Raw genomic sequence first — 14,702 nt, 5'->3', positions numbered from 1 at the left:
TGGAGCCGGTGGCCGTGCAGCTCGTGCACCCGGGCGTCGACCACGACGAGCCGGCGCCCGGGCGGGCCGCCGGCCAGCGCGAGCGCCGGGTTGCCCGGGTCCAGCAGGCCGGGCACGAAGCGGAGCCCCGGTCGGACGGGGTCCCCGGGGGCGACGGCCGGGGCGGGGGGACAAGCCAGGGGGGCGGGGCTGTCCTGGGTTCGGGGGACGTTCACGGGTCGGCTCCTTCGAGCGGGATTCGAGCGGGACGGGACGGCGCAGGACGGACGCGGGCGGGCGCGGAGGGACGGCCCGGCGGGCGAGGGACGGGCCCGCCGGGTCGCTGTCCCCCACGGTGCCGCGCCCGCCGTCCCGGACGCACGGGTGGACGGCCCCATCCGCGTCCCGACCCGGCGCGGGACCGCGCCCCCCGAAGTCCGGTCCGGACCGCGGCCCGAGCCGCCGCGGTCCGACGGTCGCCGCGGTCCGACGGTCGCCCCGGCGACGTACGGTGGAACGGAGAGGCCGCACCCATGCCCGCCACCCGCACCCACTTCACCGACCGCACCGACGCCGGCCACCGACTGGCCGCCCGGCTCACCCACCTGCGCGGCCCCGGCACCGTGGTGGTCGCCCTGCCGCGCGGCGGGGTGCCGGTGGCCGCCGAGGTGGCCGCCGCGCTCGCCGCACCGCTGGACATCTGCGTCATCCGCAAGCTGGGCCTCCCCCACCAGCCGGAGCTGGGGATGGGCGCGATCGGCGAGGACGGGGTGCGGGTGCTCAACGAGCAGGTGCTGCGGCCCGCGCGGGTCACCCCGGGGCAGCTGGCCGCCGTGGAGGCCCGCGAACGGGCGGAGCTGGAACGCCGGGCCCGCCGCTACCGGGGCGACCGGCCGCCGGTCGATCTGCGCGGGCGGACGGTGGTCGTGGTCGACGACGGTGTGGCCACCGGTTCGACCGCGCGGGCCGCCTGTCTGATCGTGCGGGCGCGCGGCGCCCGGCGGGTGGTGCTCGCCGTGCCGGTGGCGCCGGAGGACTGGACGGAGCGGCTCGGCGATGTCGCGGACGAGCTGGTCTGTGTCGGCACGCCCTCGCCGTTCTTCGCGATCGGCGAGTTCTACGCCGACTTCTCGCAGACCGGGGACGCCGAGGTGCTGCGCCGGCTCGCCGAGGCCGGAAGCAGACTCGCCCCCGGGACCGCTCCGGCTGCCGCCGACCGCGAGCTGACCCTCCCCGCCGCCGGTGTCGACCTGACCGGCCGACTGACCGTCCCGGCCGGCGCCCGCGGCATCGTGGTGTTCGCGCACGGCAGCGGCAGCAGCCGGCACAGCCCGCGCAACCGCCGGGTGGCCGAGGAGCTGAACCGCGCCGGGCTGGCCACCTTCCTGTTCGACCTGCTCACCGAGGACGAGGAGCCGGACCGGCGGAAGGTCTTCGACGTCGCCCTGCTCGGCGCCCGGCTGACCGACGTCGCCCGCGCCCTGCCCGGGGACCCCGCGATCGGACCGCCCTCGGGCGCTCCGCTCCCCCTCGGCCTGTTCGGCGCGAGCACCGGCGCCGCGGCCGCGCTGTGGACGGCCGCCCGGCTCGGCGACGGGGTGGCCGCGGTGGTCTCCCGGGGCGGGCGGCCGGACCTCGCCGGACCCCGGACGCTGGCCGCCGTGACCGCGCCGACCCTGCTGATCGTCGGCGGCCGGGACCACGAGGTGATCGACCTGAACCGGCGGGCGCGCGAGCACCTGCGCTGCGAGAGTGAAGTCGCGGTGGTCCCGCACGCCGGCCATCTCTTCGAGGAGCCCGGCACGCTGGACCGGGTCGCCGAGCTGGCCCGCGACTGGTTCGTCGAGCACCCCGGCGCGGGCCCGTAGGCCCCCGTCGAACCCCCGGCGACCCACCGAAGGCCGTTACGCAGAACCTGTGGAACACCACCGATCCACCAGGCATCCTGCACAGCCCGATCAGCGATTTCCTGATCACCTTGTACACATTGAACAGTGAAAACCCGACCTGTTGCCCAACCACCCCGACTGGAGCAAGCTCTCCGCTCAACCGCCCGCGCAGCCTTGCCCACCCCCCCCAGCGGCGCGGCCGCCACCAGCGGATGCCTCAACGCCGAGGCCTCAATGTGGAGGAACGACCGATGACCCCGCAGTCCCACGCCCTTGAGCTGACCCCCGAGGAGCGCGAGGCCGGTCTCGACGCCGAGCAGCTGCGCCGCCTCGTCGGCCTCGTCGAGCACGACCCCGCCAGCGACCCGTTCCCGGTCACCGCGCAGGACGCCGTCGTGTTCGTGGTCGGCAACGCCACCCAGACGGCCCAGTTCTACCAGGTCGTCTTCGGCATGGAGCTGGTCGCCTACTCCGGCCCGGAGACCGGCCGCCGCGACCGCAAGGCCTATGTGCTGCGCTCCGGCTCCTGCCGCTTCGTGATCAAGGGCGGCGTCGCCCCGGACAGCCCGCTGCTGGACCACCACCGCCGCCACGGCGACGGCGTCGTCGACCTGGCGATGGAGGTGCCGGACGTGGACAAGTGCATCGCGCACGCCCGCGCCCAGGGCGCCACCGTCCTGGAGGAGCCGAACGACGTCTCCGACGAGCACGGCACCGTCCGCCGCGCCGCGATCGCCACCTACGGCGAGACCCGCCACACCCTGGTCGACCGCTCCCGCTACACCGGCCCCTACCTGCCGGGCTACATCGCCGCCAAGAGCCGGGTGAAGCACCCCGAGGGCTCGCCGCGCCGCCTGTTCCAGGCGCTGGACCACGCGGTCGGCAACGTCGAGCTCGGCAAGATGGACGAGTGGGTCACCTTCTACAACAAGGTCATGGGCTTCGTGAACATGGCCGAGTTCGTGGGCGACGACATCGCCACCGACTACTCCGCGCTGATGTCCAAGGTCGTCGCCAGCGGCAACCACCGGGTGAAGTTCCCGCTCAACGAGCCGGCCATCGCCAAGAAGAAGTCGCAGATCGACGAGTACCTGGAGTTCTACACCGGCCCGGGCTGCCAGCACATGGCGCTGGCCACCAACGACATCCTCAGCACCGTCGACGTGCTGCGGGCGCGCGGCATCGAGTTCCTCAACACCCCCGACTCGTACTACGACGACCCCGCGCTGCGCGAGCGGATCGGCCACGTCCGGGTGCCGATCGAGGAGCTGAAGAGCCGCGGCATCCTGGTCGACCGCGACGAGGACGGCTACCTGCTGCAGATCTTCACCAAGCCCATCGGCGACCGCCCGACCGTCTTCTACGAGTTCATCGAGCGGCATGGTTCGCTGGGCTTCGGGAAGGGCAACTTCAAGGCGCTCTTCCAGGCCATCGAGCGCGAGCAGGACGCCCGCGGCAACCTCTGAGGCCGGCCTCGCCCCCAGGGGCGACAGGCCACCGCTGGAGCCGTACGAAGGTCTGGGCCCCGGAGGGTCCGGGAGGAGCAGGGACGATGGCGCACTACCGGCAGCTGGGCAGCATCCCGCCCAAGCGGCACACGCAGCACCGCACGCCCGAAGGCGGGCTGTACTACGAGGAGTTGATGGGCGAGGAGGGGTTCTCCTCGGACTCCTCGCTGCTCTACCACCGGGGCATCCCCTCGGCCGTGGTGAACGCGGTGCCGTGGGAGCTGCCCGACCAGTCGACGGTCGCCAACCACCCCCTGCTCCCCCGGCACCTCAAGCTGCACGAGCTGTTCGCGGGCCAGGAGTGGAAGTCCGCGGACGTCGTCAGCAGCCGGCGGCTCGTCCTCGGCAACGGCGATGTGCGGATCTCGTACGTCGCCGCCGGGGCGCCGAGCGAGCTGTACCGCAACGGGCTCGGCGACGAATGCGTGTACGTGGAGTCCGGCTCCGGCACCCTGGAGACGGTCTTCGGCACGCTGGAGGTCGGCCAGGGCGACTACGTGCTCATTCCCCGGGCGACCACCCACCGCTGGGTGCCGACCGGCGACGAGCCGCTGCGCGCCTACTGCATCGAGGCGAACAGCCACATCACCCCGGTCAAGCGCTTCCTCTCCAAGTACGGGCAGCTGCTGGAGCACGCGCCGTACTGCGAGCGGGACCTGCGCGCCCCGGCCGGTCCGCTGCTGGTGGACGGCACGGACGTCGACGTCCTGGTCAAGCACCGCGGCCCGAACGGCATTTCGGGTACCCGGTACACCGTGCCGCACCACCCGTTCGACGTGGTCGGCTGGGACGGCTGCCTGTACCCGTACGCGTTCAACATCAGCGACTACGAGCCGATCACCGGGCGGATCCACCAGCCGCCGCCGGCCCACCAGGTGTTCGAGGGCAACGGCTTCGTGATCTGCAACTTCGTCCCCCGCAAGGTGGACTACCACCCGCTGTCGATCCCGGTGCCGTACTACCACTCCAATGTGGACAGCGACGAGGTGATGTTCTACTGCGGCGGCGACTACGCGGCCCGCAAGGGCTCGGGCATCGCCCAGGGTTCGATCTCGCTGCACCCGGGCGGCCACACCCACGGCCCGCAGCCGGGCGCGTACGAGCGGTCGATCGGCGCGGAGTTCTTCGACGAGCTCGCGGTGATGGTCGACACCTTCCGCCCGCTGGAGCTGGGCGAGGGCGGCCGGGCCACCGAGGACCCGAACTACGCCTGGACGTGGGCCGGTCGGGGGCCGCAATCGTGAGCACCACGCCCGCCGCCGCCGGGGCGGCCGCCGTCCCGCCGCTGTTCCAGGGGCTGTTCGACGACGCGGCGGTGTTCCCGCCCGGGAACCTGCCCGTCGCCGAGGCGGTGCCCGCGCACCGCGCGCACCGCGCCGCCCCGTACGCCGACGCCGTCGGCCCGCTCCTCTGCGGGGCGGGCCGGCTGGGCGAGTTGACCGCCGCCGTGGAAGCGGCGGGCGGCACCGGCCCCCGGCTCCGGGTCGGCCTGGTGCTGCCGGGGGGCAGCTCCGAGCTCGGCCCGGCCCTCACCGCCGCCGCCCCGTTCGTGGTGGCCGGCGTCGAACTCGCCACCCGGGACGCCCGCGAGGCCGTCGCCGCACTCGACCTGCTGCTGCCGCCGGACGTGCCCGCCGCCGTCGAGCTGCCGCGCGAACTGCTGCGCGGCGACGGGCTGGAGGAGGTCCTGGACGTCCTGGTGGACAGCCCGTACCGGGCCAAGTTCCGCACCGGCGGCGTGGTCGCCGGCGCCTTCCCGGACGAGGCCGAGCTCGCGGGCTTCCTCACCGGGTGCGCGCAGCGCGGCCTGCCGTACAAGTGCACCGCCGGGCTGCACCACGCCGTCCGGCACACCGACCCGGCGACCGGCTTCGAGCACCACGGCTTCCTGAACGTCCTCCTGGCGGCGGCCGAGACCGACCCGAAGGCGGCGGCCGAGGTGCTGGCCGAGCGCTCCGGCGAGGTGCTCGCCGAGGCCGTTCGCACCCTGACCGACCGTCAGGTGACGGTGATCCGCAACTCGTTCACCGCGTTCGGCACCTGTAGCATCGCCGAGCCCCTGGACGACCTGGCCGCCCTCGGCCTGCTGTCGCCCGCCCTGACGTCCCAGGAGGACCGTTGACCACCCCCCGCAGCTGGCTCGCCCCCGCGAACGACTCGCCGTTCGGCGTGCACAACCTGCCGTACGGCGTCTTCACGGCGGCCGACCGGCCCGGTGTGCGGCGGATCGGCGTCCGGATCGGCGACTTCGTCCTCGACGCGGGCGCCGCCGCCCGGGCCGCCGGGGAGCCCTCGGTCCTGCTCGACGCGGACTCGCTCAACCCGCTGCTGGCGGCGGGCCGCCCGGTGTGGACCGAGGTCCGCGCCTCGCTGACCCGCTGGCTGACCGACGAGACCCACCGGGACGCGCTTTCCCCGCTGCTGCTGCCGCTCGCCGAGGTGGCGCTGCACCTGCCGTTCGAGGTGGCCGACTACGTCGACTTCTACGCCTCCGAGCACCACGCCACCAACCTGGGGAAGATCTTCCGCCCCGGGTCGGAGCCGCTGACGCCCAACTGGAAGCACCTGCCGATCGGCTACCACGGCCGCTCCGGCACCGTGGTGGTGTCCGGCACCCCGGTGGGCCGCCCGCAGGGGCAGCGCAAGGCGCCGGCCGACGCCGTGCCGTCCTTCGGGCCGACCCGCCGGCTGGACATCGAGGCCGAGGTCGGCTTCGTCGTCGGCGCGCCCTCGGTGCTGGGCGAGCCGGTCACCATGGACCGCTTCCACGAGCACGTCTTCGGCGTCTGCCTGGTCAACGACTGGTCCGCGCGGGACATCCAGGCCTGGGAGTACGTGCCGCTCGGCCCGTTCCTCGGCAAGTCCTTCGCCACCTCCGTCTCGCCGTGGATCGTGCCGCTGGCCGCCCTGGAGCACGCCCGGGTCACCCCGCCGGCCCGCGACGTCGAGCTGCTCCCCTACCTCGACGACCGCGCGGGCGACCGGCCCTGGGGCCTGGACCTCGCCCTGGAGGTCCGGCTGAACGGCCACCGGATCTCCCGCCCGCCGTTCGCCTCGATGTACTGGACGGCCGCCCAGCAGCTCGCCCACATGACGGTCAACGGCGCCTCGCTGCGCACCGGCGACCTCTTCGCCTCCGGCACCGTCAGCGGACCGGAGCCGGAGACCCGGGGCGCCCTGATCGAACTGACCTGGAACGGCGAGAACCCGCTCAAGCTCCCGGACGGCACCACCCGGACCTTCCTGGAGGACGGCGACGAGGTGACCATCACCGCGACCGCCCCCGGCCCGGAGGGCACCGTCGTCGGCTTCGGCGAGGTCACCGGGCGCGTCACCCCCTGACCCGGCGGGGCCACCACCCGGGCCCCGTCGCGGCACCACCCGCAGTACGGAGGGCGGCACCGGTCACACCGGTGCCGCCCTTCTCACTTCGGGCAGGAACCGACCGCTTCGAGGCCCGTCACATCGACCTGAGGAACAGTCCGCTCCGCGCGGTCCGGCCCGGTCCGCAGCACGAGCTGCGCCTGGTCCCCCCGGACCAGCTCCCCGCACAGGTCGGTGCTGCCGGTCCGCACCCGGACCAGGTGCGACGGCGCCGCCTCCGTGGTCGCCCAGGCCAGCGCCAGCGCCCCCACGACCAGCACCAGTCCGACCGCACAGCACCCCGAGGCCCGGGCCAGCGCCCGGGTCACCCGGCCCACCTCCCGCTCCGTCCAGCGCCGCAGCGCCTGCCCGCCGAGCAGGATCTCCTCACCGGGCACCCCGTGCGCCGCCCGGACCGCCAGCAGCGAGCCCGTCACCAGGAGCAGGAACGCCAGCGCGAGCAGCGCCGTCGCCGTGTTGCCCGCCCAGGCCGGGAGCTGGTCGAGGCTGTCCCGGCCCTTCAGCAGCACCAGGACGGCGAGCAGCGCGGTCAGCCCGGTGAGGCCGGTGCGCCAGCCCTCGGCCTGCCGGCGCAGCTCCGGGAGGCGGGTGAACTCCAGGTCCAGGGCGAGTTCGGCCCACCGCCGGTCGGAGCGGGCGCTCACGGGGCGATCCGCCAGCTGGCACCGCAGCCGACGAAGCGCACATCGGCGGGGATGCTCGGGTGCCCGTGCCCGCACTCGCAGAAGTGCACCTCGCCGTGCAGCGGCTCCGGCTCCGCCTGCGCCGTGCCGCCCGAGCGCCCGGAGAGGCGGTCGAACAGGCCCTTGGTCCCCGTGCCGGGGTTCCCGCGCCGGTACTCCGTCCCGGTCCGGCCGTGGCAGCGCGGGCAGGTTCCGGTGACGCGGACCGAGCGGCCGTCCGGCGCGGCGGACTGGCTGAACGAGGCGCCGTCGACCTCGCCCAGGTCGGCCTCGGCGTAGGGCAGGTGGTGGTCGTGCGGGGGCGGGGTGGTGCTCATGTCCGTTCCTGTTCTCCGTCGGGTTCGGTGGTGGGCGCGGGCGGCAGGTCCAGGCCGAAGAGCTCCGCGTAGAGGGCGAGTCGGTCGCGGACCCAGGCGGGCGTCTCGCCGACTCCTTCGGCCGCGAACGCCAGCCGCTCGGCCGTCACCGGGCCGGTGAGACCCGGGAGCATGCCGTCCAGGCCCACCGAGAGGATCGCGAGGTCCTGCCAGCACGGCTGGACCGGTGGCACGTTCGGGAGCGTGCTGGGCGAGTCCTCCAGGACGCCGTAGGGCGAGATGCGCTGCCAGGCCCGGTCGAGGGGCTCGCCGAGGCGGCAGGCGATGCTGAGGAGGTCGAGCGGGACCAGCGGGGCGCCGGGCGGGGAGACCCGGTGGGCCGGATCCAGCGCGGCGACGTCCCAGGGGTCGGGGTCGGTCCCGGGAAGGCGGGCGAAGCCGTCGGCCGACAGGTCGGGCACCAAGGCTCCGATGGCCCTGAACTTTTCGAGGAGCCGGAATGCGTCCCGTACGGCGAGCCGCTTCTCCCGGGCGTAACGGATCAGCCGGGTGGCGTCGAGGCGCGCCCAACGCGGGCTCTCGAACCACTCGTCGAAGTCCTCGTCGTCGGCCTGGTCCACCAGTGCCCGGCGCTCCTCCCAGGCCGGCCGGAAGCCCCTCAGGTGGTCCGGGAGCTCCGGCGGCGCCAGCCCGGGCAGTCCGAGCTGCCCGGTCTCCTCGCCCGCGAGGTCCCAGAGGTAGCCCAGCGTCTGCCGCAGGTGCACGCTCCCGGTGAGGAGGACGGCGGGGGTGGGCAGCACGGGGTAGTCCGCCGCATCGAAGCCCGAGTCCATCCCGGAGAAGGCGTAGCGGCTGGGCACCGGCAGCTCGTCCCAGGCCTCCAGCAGCGCCGCCGCGTCGGGGATGTCCACGCCCGCGGCGCGCAGGTCGTCGACGACGGCGGCCCGTTCCTCCCAGGACATCGCGAACCGGCGACTGAACGCGAGGTCCCGGAGCGATACCCCGTCCTCCAGGCGTATGCCGTCCTCCTGCAGCCAGAGCGCGGTGTCGGCGGTCTCCGGGTCGGGCACGAAGCCCCGGGCCACCGTGCCCGTCGTGTAGCGCCGCCGGTGGGCGACACCGAGCGCAGGAGCCATCTTGGCGATGACCTTCTCGGCCTTCCGCACGGTGATCTCCCACCGCGCGGCCAGGCCGATGGTGGCCGCCCAGGGGAACTCGGCGCGCCCCTCCGCGTCGACCAGCAGGTGCGACGAGAGGATCTCCCGGAAGTCCGGGTCCAGTGCCGCCCACGCGGCCGTCCCCTCCGGCGAGGGCACCGCCCATCCCAGCCACGCCGATCGGGCCAGGATCCGCCGGGCCTCCTCCGGGTCGAGGCCGGCGCTCTCCGCGTGCGCCACCAGGTCCCAGGGCCCGGCCGTCGGACGAACGATCCGCCCCTTCTCGTCCCTGACGTACAGGACGGAGATCTCCCGCTCGTCGCACACGTGGTCGCGAGCGGTCGCGGGCGCGTCGGGCAGCGGCCGTTCGAGGAACGGCGCGTACCCGGCGAGGCGTTCGGCGAGTTCGCCCAGGCTCCTCCGGCCCGTCGCCGAGACGCGGACCAGGCCCCGGTGGTCCTGCGGCCCGTGCCGGTACGCGTCCGTCTCGGAGCTCAGGTGGCGGTCGCGACCGTCCGGCCACAGCAGCAGCTCGACGATCGCCTGATCACGGTGGTCCGGGACCCGGGCCAGGTCACCCGCGCGGACTGCGGGACCGGCCAGCTGCGGGTGCGCCATCCGCAGACCGCGCAGAGCCCTGAGCACGTGGGCCACGGATCGATCCTGCTCGTGCGCCGCCTGGACGACATAGCGCCAGTCGCGGGAGGTCGCCTGCGCCAGCGCGGCCCAACCGGGTTCCGGTACCGGATACCCCTCCAGGGAGTACGGGGTCGCCAGGTCGGCCACGGACTGCAGGGTGCCGTGGACCGCGGCGCGCCACGGAGCGACGGTCGGGTCGATGTGCTGCCGCGAGTTCCTGGACCGCGGCGACGCCACCTGGCTGTCCCTCGGGAACCAACCCATCGCGTCCAGGTCGATCGGCCCGCCGATCTTCCGCGCGACCAGCACACCCCGACCGGCCCACTCCTCGGCGATCGTCCGGGCCGCCACCAGGTCCTGGGCCTCCAGGGCCCACAGCCACTCGACGGTGAGAGCCTCCCAGTCCGCCAGCGCCGAGCTGCCGAGACGCCACTGCTCCGCCTGCCAGGTCTCGTCGTAGCGCTCCAACGTCTCCCGGTTGACGCTCAGCTTTCCCGCATGCACCCCGGTCAGGTTGAGCACATAGCCGAACGGGAAGACGTTCGCCGCGATCCCGTCGCACAGGACCGCTCCCTTGCCCCAGACCCACCACAGGGTCCCCGGGACGGCCTCGACCGCGGTCCCGGCCTCGATCTGCTGCTTCTTGCCTCCCGGCGCCAGCACGCCCGGCTCCCACACCCGGGCCGGTCCGGAGTCCCCCCGCACCTCCAGCCGGAACTCGCTCACGAACACGACCGACCGCAGCGCCTCGACGCACGCGTCCCCGGTCATCAGGCCGGGCTTCAGGTACAGCCGGACGGCGGTGCCGCCCCCGGCCAGTGCGGCCGCCGCCCCGGCGTCGGCCTGCCGGATACGGAACAGGCTGCCGCTGCCCGCGATGTCCACCCGCATCGCCTCGGCGGCCGGGCGGCCGTCGGTCCCCACCGGGCGGGTCGTAATCGTCATCTCGTCGGCCAGCATGAAGTAGCTGAACACGCCGATGCCGAAACGGCTGTTGGGGTAGAGCCGAAGCGCGCTGTCCTGCCGGAGCCAGGCCGCCTGTTCGCGCCGGAACTCGCCGGACTGCTCGAAGCGGCGACCCGCGCGGGTGAAGGTCCCCTTCAGCTGCTCGGCGGTCATGCCGACGCCGTTGTCCAGGCACTCGACGTAGCGGCCCCGCTCGTCCTCGCCGGTGGTGACGCGGATGGAGCCGGACCAGCCACCGGCACTGCGTCCGCACGCCCGCAGGTACCGTTCGCGCATCGCGCGGTAGCGGCAGGCGTCCATGGAGTTCTGGTACAGCTCGCGGAGCGCGGCCTCGTGCTTTCCGTCGTACAACTGCTCGCCCATGAGCAGCCGCCGCACCTCGGTCTGGGCAAGCGAGAAGCGCAGCAGCGGCGTGTCGTACGCCCGTCGGCCCGACTCCTCCGCCGGCCGCAGGCGGCTGTCGGTGACCCGGGACGGCAGGCCGCCGAGCAGCGCGGCCTCGGCGGCGGGCAGGCGGCGTTCCTCCGCCGCCAGCAGTTGGACGAGTTCGTCGGCCTCCTCGACCACGGCGGCAAGGGCCGCGTGGATCGCCGGATGCGGGCAGACGGCGTCGAGTTGCAGCTCCCGGACCGGGCCGTCCCGGTCGTCGGCGTCCCAGTGGGCGTTCTCCAGGGCCGAGAGCACCTCGCGCGCGAGCACCGAGTCGGAGACCGCGAGGTGCTCGGAGAGGACGTCCGGCAGGGTCCGCGCGTCCAGCGCCAGCAGCCCCGCCAGCCGGACCAGGGCGGTCAGCGGTCGGACGCGCAGCGGACGGGCCTTTCCGCGCACCACGTGCCGGTCGGGGCAGGACACCTGGCCCTGGTCGGCGAGGTGTCCGAGCGACAGTCCGGCCGCGATCGCGCGCAGGGCGCCCGCCAGTTCCCCGGCCCGGCCGCCCCTCCCGTTCTCCTGCCCGTTCCCGAGCAGCGCGGCTGCAGCCTCGTCACCCAGGGCGGCCGGCACCGCCTGCTCGTCGGTCTGGAAGCGCTCGGCGATCCAGCGGTGGACCAGCCAGAGGACGGTGGCCTCCGACTCCGGCTCGACGCCCTCCCAGCGGTAGTACCGCCGGATCTTGTCGGCGACCTGGGGGTACTGCTCCAGAATCAGTTCGTAGTGGCGCCTCGGTTCGTCGGCGGCGGGATCGTGGTGGACGAAGTGCGGGTGAAGTTCCGCGGCCCGGCTGAGCCGTCCGGTCCAGGCCGCCTCGTGGGCGAAGACGGCGGCGACGAGGGCCGCCACTTCCAGCGACGACAGTCCCGCCTCCTTCGACACCAGCTGCGGCAGCCGGTCGCGCAGCAGCCGGACCGGGAAGTCGTCGTCGGCCCACGGGTCCGGCAGCCGCTTCTGCGCCCGGTCGACCTGCCGGGCGACGCTCTCCACGAACGCGGTCAGGCTCTCCTGGAACGCCTTGACCTCCTCGTCCTCGGCGTCCGCCGCCAGCGCCCACAGCTCCGGTGCGCGCACGGCCTCGGACCAGGCCCCGAGCAGCCGCCGTCCGTCGGCCACGACCGCCGTCCGGGTCTCCTGCTCGCGGTCGTTGCCGTAGTAGATCTGCGGCAGTTGGGCTCGCCGGGACGACTCCCTGGTGAGCCCGTACGCCGTCCCGAACACCTCCTCCACCGTCGTCGACTCGCTGAGCGGATCGAAGGCCCGGGCCAGCGCGGAGGTGAACAGGCTGCCCTCCGCGGTGAAGCCGCTGCGCTCCCCGGGGCCGCACCCCGTCATCACGGCGAAGCCGCTCCCCGGTGGCCCCTGGGTGATCCGGCTGCCGAAGACGGCCTCCCCCTCGGCCTCCGCCGACCGGCAGGCGTCCATGACCCAGAGCACCGTGCCGGCCCGGCAGTCCCTCAGGTACCGGCTGATGTCCGCGTCCAGCAGGGAGTCCAGGATGTAGGGCTGGTCCCAGTCGCTCGGGCCTTCCATCGGCCCGCGGGCGTCGGCCGGGACCAGGTAGTCGGTAGCGCCGATCCGCACCCCGTGCCCCGTGAAGTACAGCAGCAGGGTGCCGCCCGGCTCGGTCTGCCGGGCCGCGGCGGTGATCCGTTCGGCGATCTCGCCCCGGCTCCGATCCTGGAGGACCTCGACCGTCGCGTAACCGCTGCCCACCAACGCCGCCTTGAGCGCCCGCAGGTCGGCGGCCACCGTCGAGTCCAGCGACGGCAGGACGTGCGCCGTCGCCGGGGCGTCCCCCACTCCGATCAGGAGCGCCGTCCGTGCCACGGCGCCCGTACTCTCCCCCACCCTGCCCCCTCGTTCTCCGCAACCCCCGCCCACGACGGACGCCCATGATCGCACCGACCCGCCCCGCCACCGACAACAAGTACGGTGTCCGAAGGATCGGTCGGCGACGACGGACGGGAGTGGGGACGATGGGTGACGAGGTGCTGGTCCGGCGGGACGGCGGGGTGGGACGGATCGTGCTCGACCGGCCCCGGGCGCTCAACTCGCTGACGCACGGCATGGTGCTGGACGTGCGGGCCGCGCTGGACGCGTGGGCCGAGGACGACACGGTGCGGGTGGTGGTGCTGACCGGCGCCGGGGAGCGCGGCCTGTGCGCGGGCGGCGACATCCGGGCCTTCCACGACGACGCCAAGCTCGGCGGGGCCGGCACCCGCGCGTTCCTCCGCGACGAGTACCGGCTGAACGAGCTGATCTCCCGCTACCCGAAGCCGTACGTGGCCGTGATGGACGGCATCACCATGGGCGGCGGCGTCGGCGTCTCCGCCCACGGCTCGGTGCGGATCGTCACCGAGCGGTCGGTGGTGGCGCTGCCGGAGACCCGGATCGGCCTGGTCCCGGACGTCGGCGGCAGCCGGCTGCTGTCCCGCGCGCCGGGCGAGCTGGGCACCCACCTGGGGCTGAGCGCCGCCTCGATGACGCCCGGCGACGCGCTGCTGTGCGGGTTCGCCGACCACTTCGTGCCCTCGGCGAAGCTGCCGGAGCTGCTGGCCGGGCTCGACGGTTCTCCGGTCGCGGAGGTCGTCGCCCGGTACGCCGAGCCGGCACCGGCCGCGCCGCTCGCGGAGCAGCGCGAGTGGATCGACGCCTGCTACGCGGCCGACAGCGTGGAGGAGATCGTGGCCCGGCTGGTGGCCAGCGGCGTGCCGGAGGCCAAGCAGGCCGCCGAGGAGCTGGCCGAGCGGTCGCCGACGATGCTCAAGGTCACGCTGAGCGCGCTGCGCCGGGCCCGGTCGCACGGCTCGCTCGCGGAGAGCCTGGAGCAGGAGTACCGGGTGTCCTGCGCGGCGGTCGCGCACCACGACCTGGTCGAGGGCATCCGGGCGCAGGTGGTCGACAAGGACCGGAACCCGCGCTGGTCGCCGGCCACGCTCGCCGGGGTCGACGAGCGGGCGGTGGCCGCGTTCTTCGAGCCGCCGGCCGACGGTGACCTGCGGCTCACCCGGGCGGACGGGTGACGACCGTCTCGCGGATCGAGACTGGCGCGAGGCGGCCCGTTTCGGAGATCGTTGGACGGTCTTGGCGCGCCCCGAGAGGGGCCGAGCAGCGGAATGGGAGTCAACGGCGATGACCGAGACCTACGAGACGATCCTGGTGGACCGCAAGGGCCGGGTCGGGCTGATCACGCTCAACCGGCCGGAGGCGCTGAACGCGCTCAACACCACGCTGATGAACGAGGTCGTGGCCGCCGCCACCGCGTTCGACCGGGACCCGGAGATCGGCTGTCTGGTGATCACCGGCTCGGAGAAGGCGTTCGCGGCGGGCGCGGACATCAAGGAGATGCAGGGCAACCGGTTCCCGGACGTCTACCTGGACGACTGGCTCGGCCCGTGGGACCGCCTCGGCGCGCTGCGCAAGCCGGTGGTCGCGGCGGTGTCCGGCTTCGCCCTGGGCGGCGGCTGCGAGCTGGCGATGCTCTGCGACATCCTCATCGCGGCGGACACCGCGAAGTTCGGCCAGCCGGAGATCAAGCTCGGCGTCATCCCGGGCATCGGCGGCTCGCAGCGGCTCACCCGCGCCGTCGGCAAGGCCAAGGCCATGGAGCTGTGCCTGACCGGCCGGATGATGGGCGCCGAGGAGGCCGAGCGGGCCGGCCTGGTCTCCCGGATCGTCCCCGCCGACCAGTTGCTGGCGGAGGCCCTCGCCACCGCCGAGAAGGTCGCCGCGATGTCCACCCCGGCCT

General features: G+C 74.1%; 10 protein-coding genes and 1 pseudogene. 7 read left to right on the top strand and 4 right to left on the bottom strand.

What is annotated here, in order from left to right; all coding sequences use genetic code 11:
- Nucleotides 1-215 (bottom strand): annotated as a pseudogene (locus tag VR45_RS21850) (hypothetical protein); the annotation flags it as partial.
- A 297-nt stretch (nucleotides 216-512) separates the two neighbouring features.
- On the opposite strand from VR45_RS21850, the gene VR45_RS21845 reads away from it, so the two are divergent.
- The 5 genes from VR45_RS21845 (at nucleotide 513) to fahA (ending at nucleotide 6,718) form a co-directional block, all read left to right on the top strand.
- Nucleotides 513-1,847, top strand: a complete 1,335-nt coding sequence (locus VR45_RS21845; RefSeq protein ID WP_045941497.1) for a phosphoribosyltransferase family protein — start codon at nucleotides 513-515, stop codon at nucleotides 1,845-1,847.
- A gap of 272 nt (nucleotides 1,848-2,119) precedes the next feature.
- Nucleotides 2,120-3,334, top strand: coding sequence for a 4-hydroxyphenylpyruvate dioxygenase (hppD, locus tag VR45_RS21840; protein ID WP_045941496.1), 1,215 nt, complete (start codon nucleotides 2,120-2,122; stop codon nucleotides 3,332-3,334).
- An 86-nt stretch (nucleotides 3,335-3,420) separates the two neighbouring features.
- Nucleotides 3,421-4,620 (top strand): cupin domain-containing protein, encoded by a 1,200-nt coding sequence (locus VR45_RS21835; protein WP_045941495.1) that lies wholly within the window; start codon nucleotides 3,421-3,423, stop codon nucleotides 4,618-4,620.
- Nucleotides 4,617-5,498: a hypothetical protein gene (locus VR45_RS21830; protein ID WP_052709268.1), complete on the top strand. Its 882-nt coding sequence runs from the start codon at nucleotides 4,617-4,619 to the stop codon at nucleotides 5,496-5,498. The genes VR45_RS21835 and VR45_RS21830 overlap by 4 nt, the downstream gene beginning before the upstream one ends.
- On the top strand, nucleotides 5,495-6,718 hold the full coding sequence (fahA, locus tag VR45_RS21825) for a fumarylacetoacetase (RefSeq protein WP_045941494.1): 1,224 nt from the start codon (nucleotides 5,495-5,497) through the stop codon (nucleotides 6,716-6,718). Before VR45_RS21830 ends, fahA begins: the two co-directional genes overlap by 4 nt.
- An 83-nt stretch (nucleotides 6,719-6,801) precedes the next feature.
- Here the strand turns inward: fahA and VR45_RS21820 are convergent, their stop codons facing one another.
- Genes VR45_RS21820 through VR45_RS21810 form a run of 3 tightly spaced genes read right to left on the bottom strand, consistent with a single transcriptional unit; the run spans nucleotide 6,802 to nucleotide 12,802 of the window.
- Nucleotides 6,802-7,404, bottom strand: coding sequence for a hypothetical protein (locus VR45_RS21820; protein ID WP_045941493.1), 603 nt, complete (start codon nucleotides 7,402-7,404; stop codon nucleotides 6,802-6,804).
- Nucleotides 7,401-7,760: a hypothetical protein gene (locus VR45_RS21815; RefSeq protein ID WP_045941492.1), complete on the bottom strand. Its 360-nt coding sequence runs from the start codon at nucleotides 7,758-7,760 to the stop codon at nucleotides 7,401-7,403. The genes VR45_RS21820 and VR45_RS21815 overlap by 4 nt, the downstream gene beginning before the upstream one ends.
- Entirely contained in the window at nucleotides 7,757-12,802 is a 5,046-nt protein-coding gene (locus VR45_RS21810) for a caspase family protein (RefSeq protein WP_234326072.1), read from the bottom strand. The genes VR45_RS21815 and VR45_RS21810 overlap by 4 nt, the downstream gene beginning before the upstream one ends.
- Before the next feature lie 128 nt (nucleotides 12,803-12,930).
- Here VR45_RS21810 and VR45_RS21805 point away from each other — a divergent pair, with 128 nt between their 5' ends.
- The gene (locus tag VR45_RS21805) at nucleotides 12,931-13,977 is read left to right on the top strand and encodes an enoyl-CoA hydratase/isomerase family protein (RefSeq protein ID WP_045941490.1); all 1,047 of its coding nucleotides are present in this window, start codon (nucleotides 12,931-12,933) and stop codon (nucleotides 13,975-13,977) included.
- Between the two features lie 109 nt (nucleotides 13,978-14,086).
- The coding region (locus tag VR45_RS21800) for an enoyl-CoA hydratase-related protein (protein ID WP_045941489.1) at nucleotides 14,087-14,702 on the top strand (616 nt) is incomplete at its 3' end.

Origin of the sequence: Streptomyces sp. NRRL S-495, assembly GCF_000966955.1 — a bacterium.
GTDB classification, from domain to species: Bacteria; Actinomycetota; Actinomycetes; order Streptomycetales; family Streptomycetaceae; genus Kitasatospora; species Kitasatospora purpeofusca.
This window is presented reverse-complemented; position numbering and strand designations above follow the sequence as displayed.

What these genes read in the sequence shown, in the direction of transcription:
- VR45_RS21845 (WP_045941497.1), top strand. Translation starts at nt 513, where the DNA reads ATGCCCGCCACCCGCACCCACTTCACCGACCGCACCGACGCCGGCCAC.
- VR45_RS21835 (WP_045941495.1), top strand. Translation starts at nt 3,421, where the DNA reads ATGGCGCACTACCGGCAGCTGGGCAGCATCCCGCCCAAGCGGCACACG.
- VR45_RS21815 (WP_045941492.1), bottom strand. Translation starts at nt 7,760, where the DNA reads ATGAGCACCACCCCGCCCCCGCACGACCACCACCTGCCCTACGCCGAG.
- hppD (WP_045941496.1), top strand. Translation starts at nt 2,120, where the DNA reads ATGACCCCGCAGTCCCACGCCCTTGAGCTGACCCCCGAGGAGCGCGAG.
- VR45_RS21805 (WP_045941490.1), top strand. Translation starts at nt 12,931, where the DNA reads ATGGGTGACGAGGTGCTGGTCCGGCGGGACGGCGGGGTGGGACGGATC.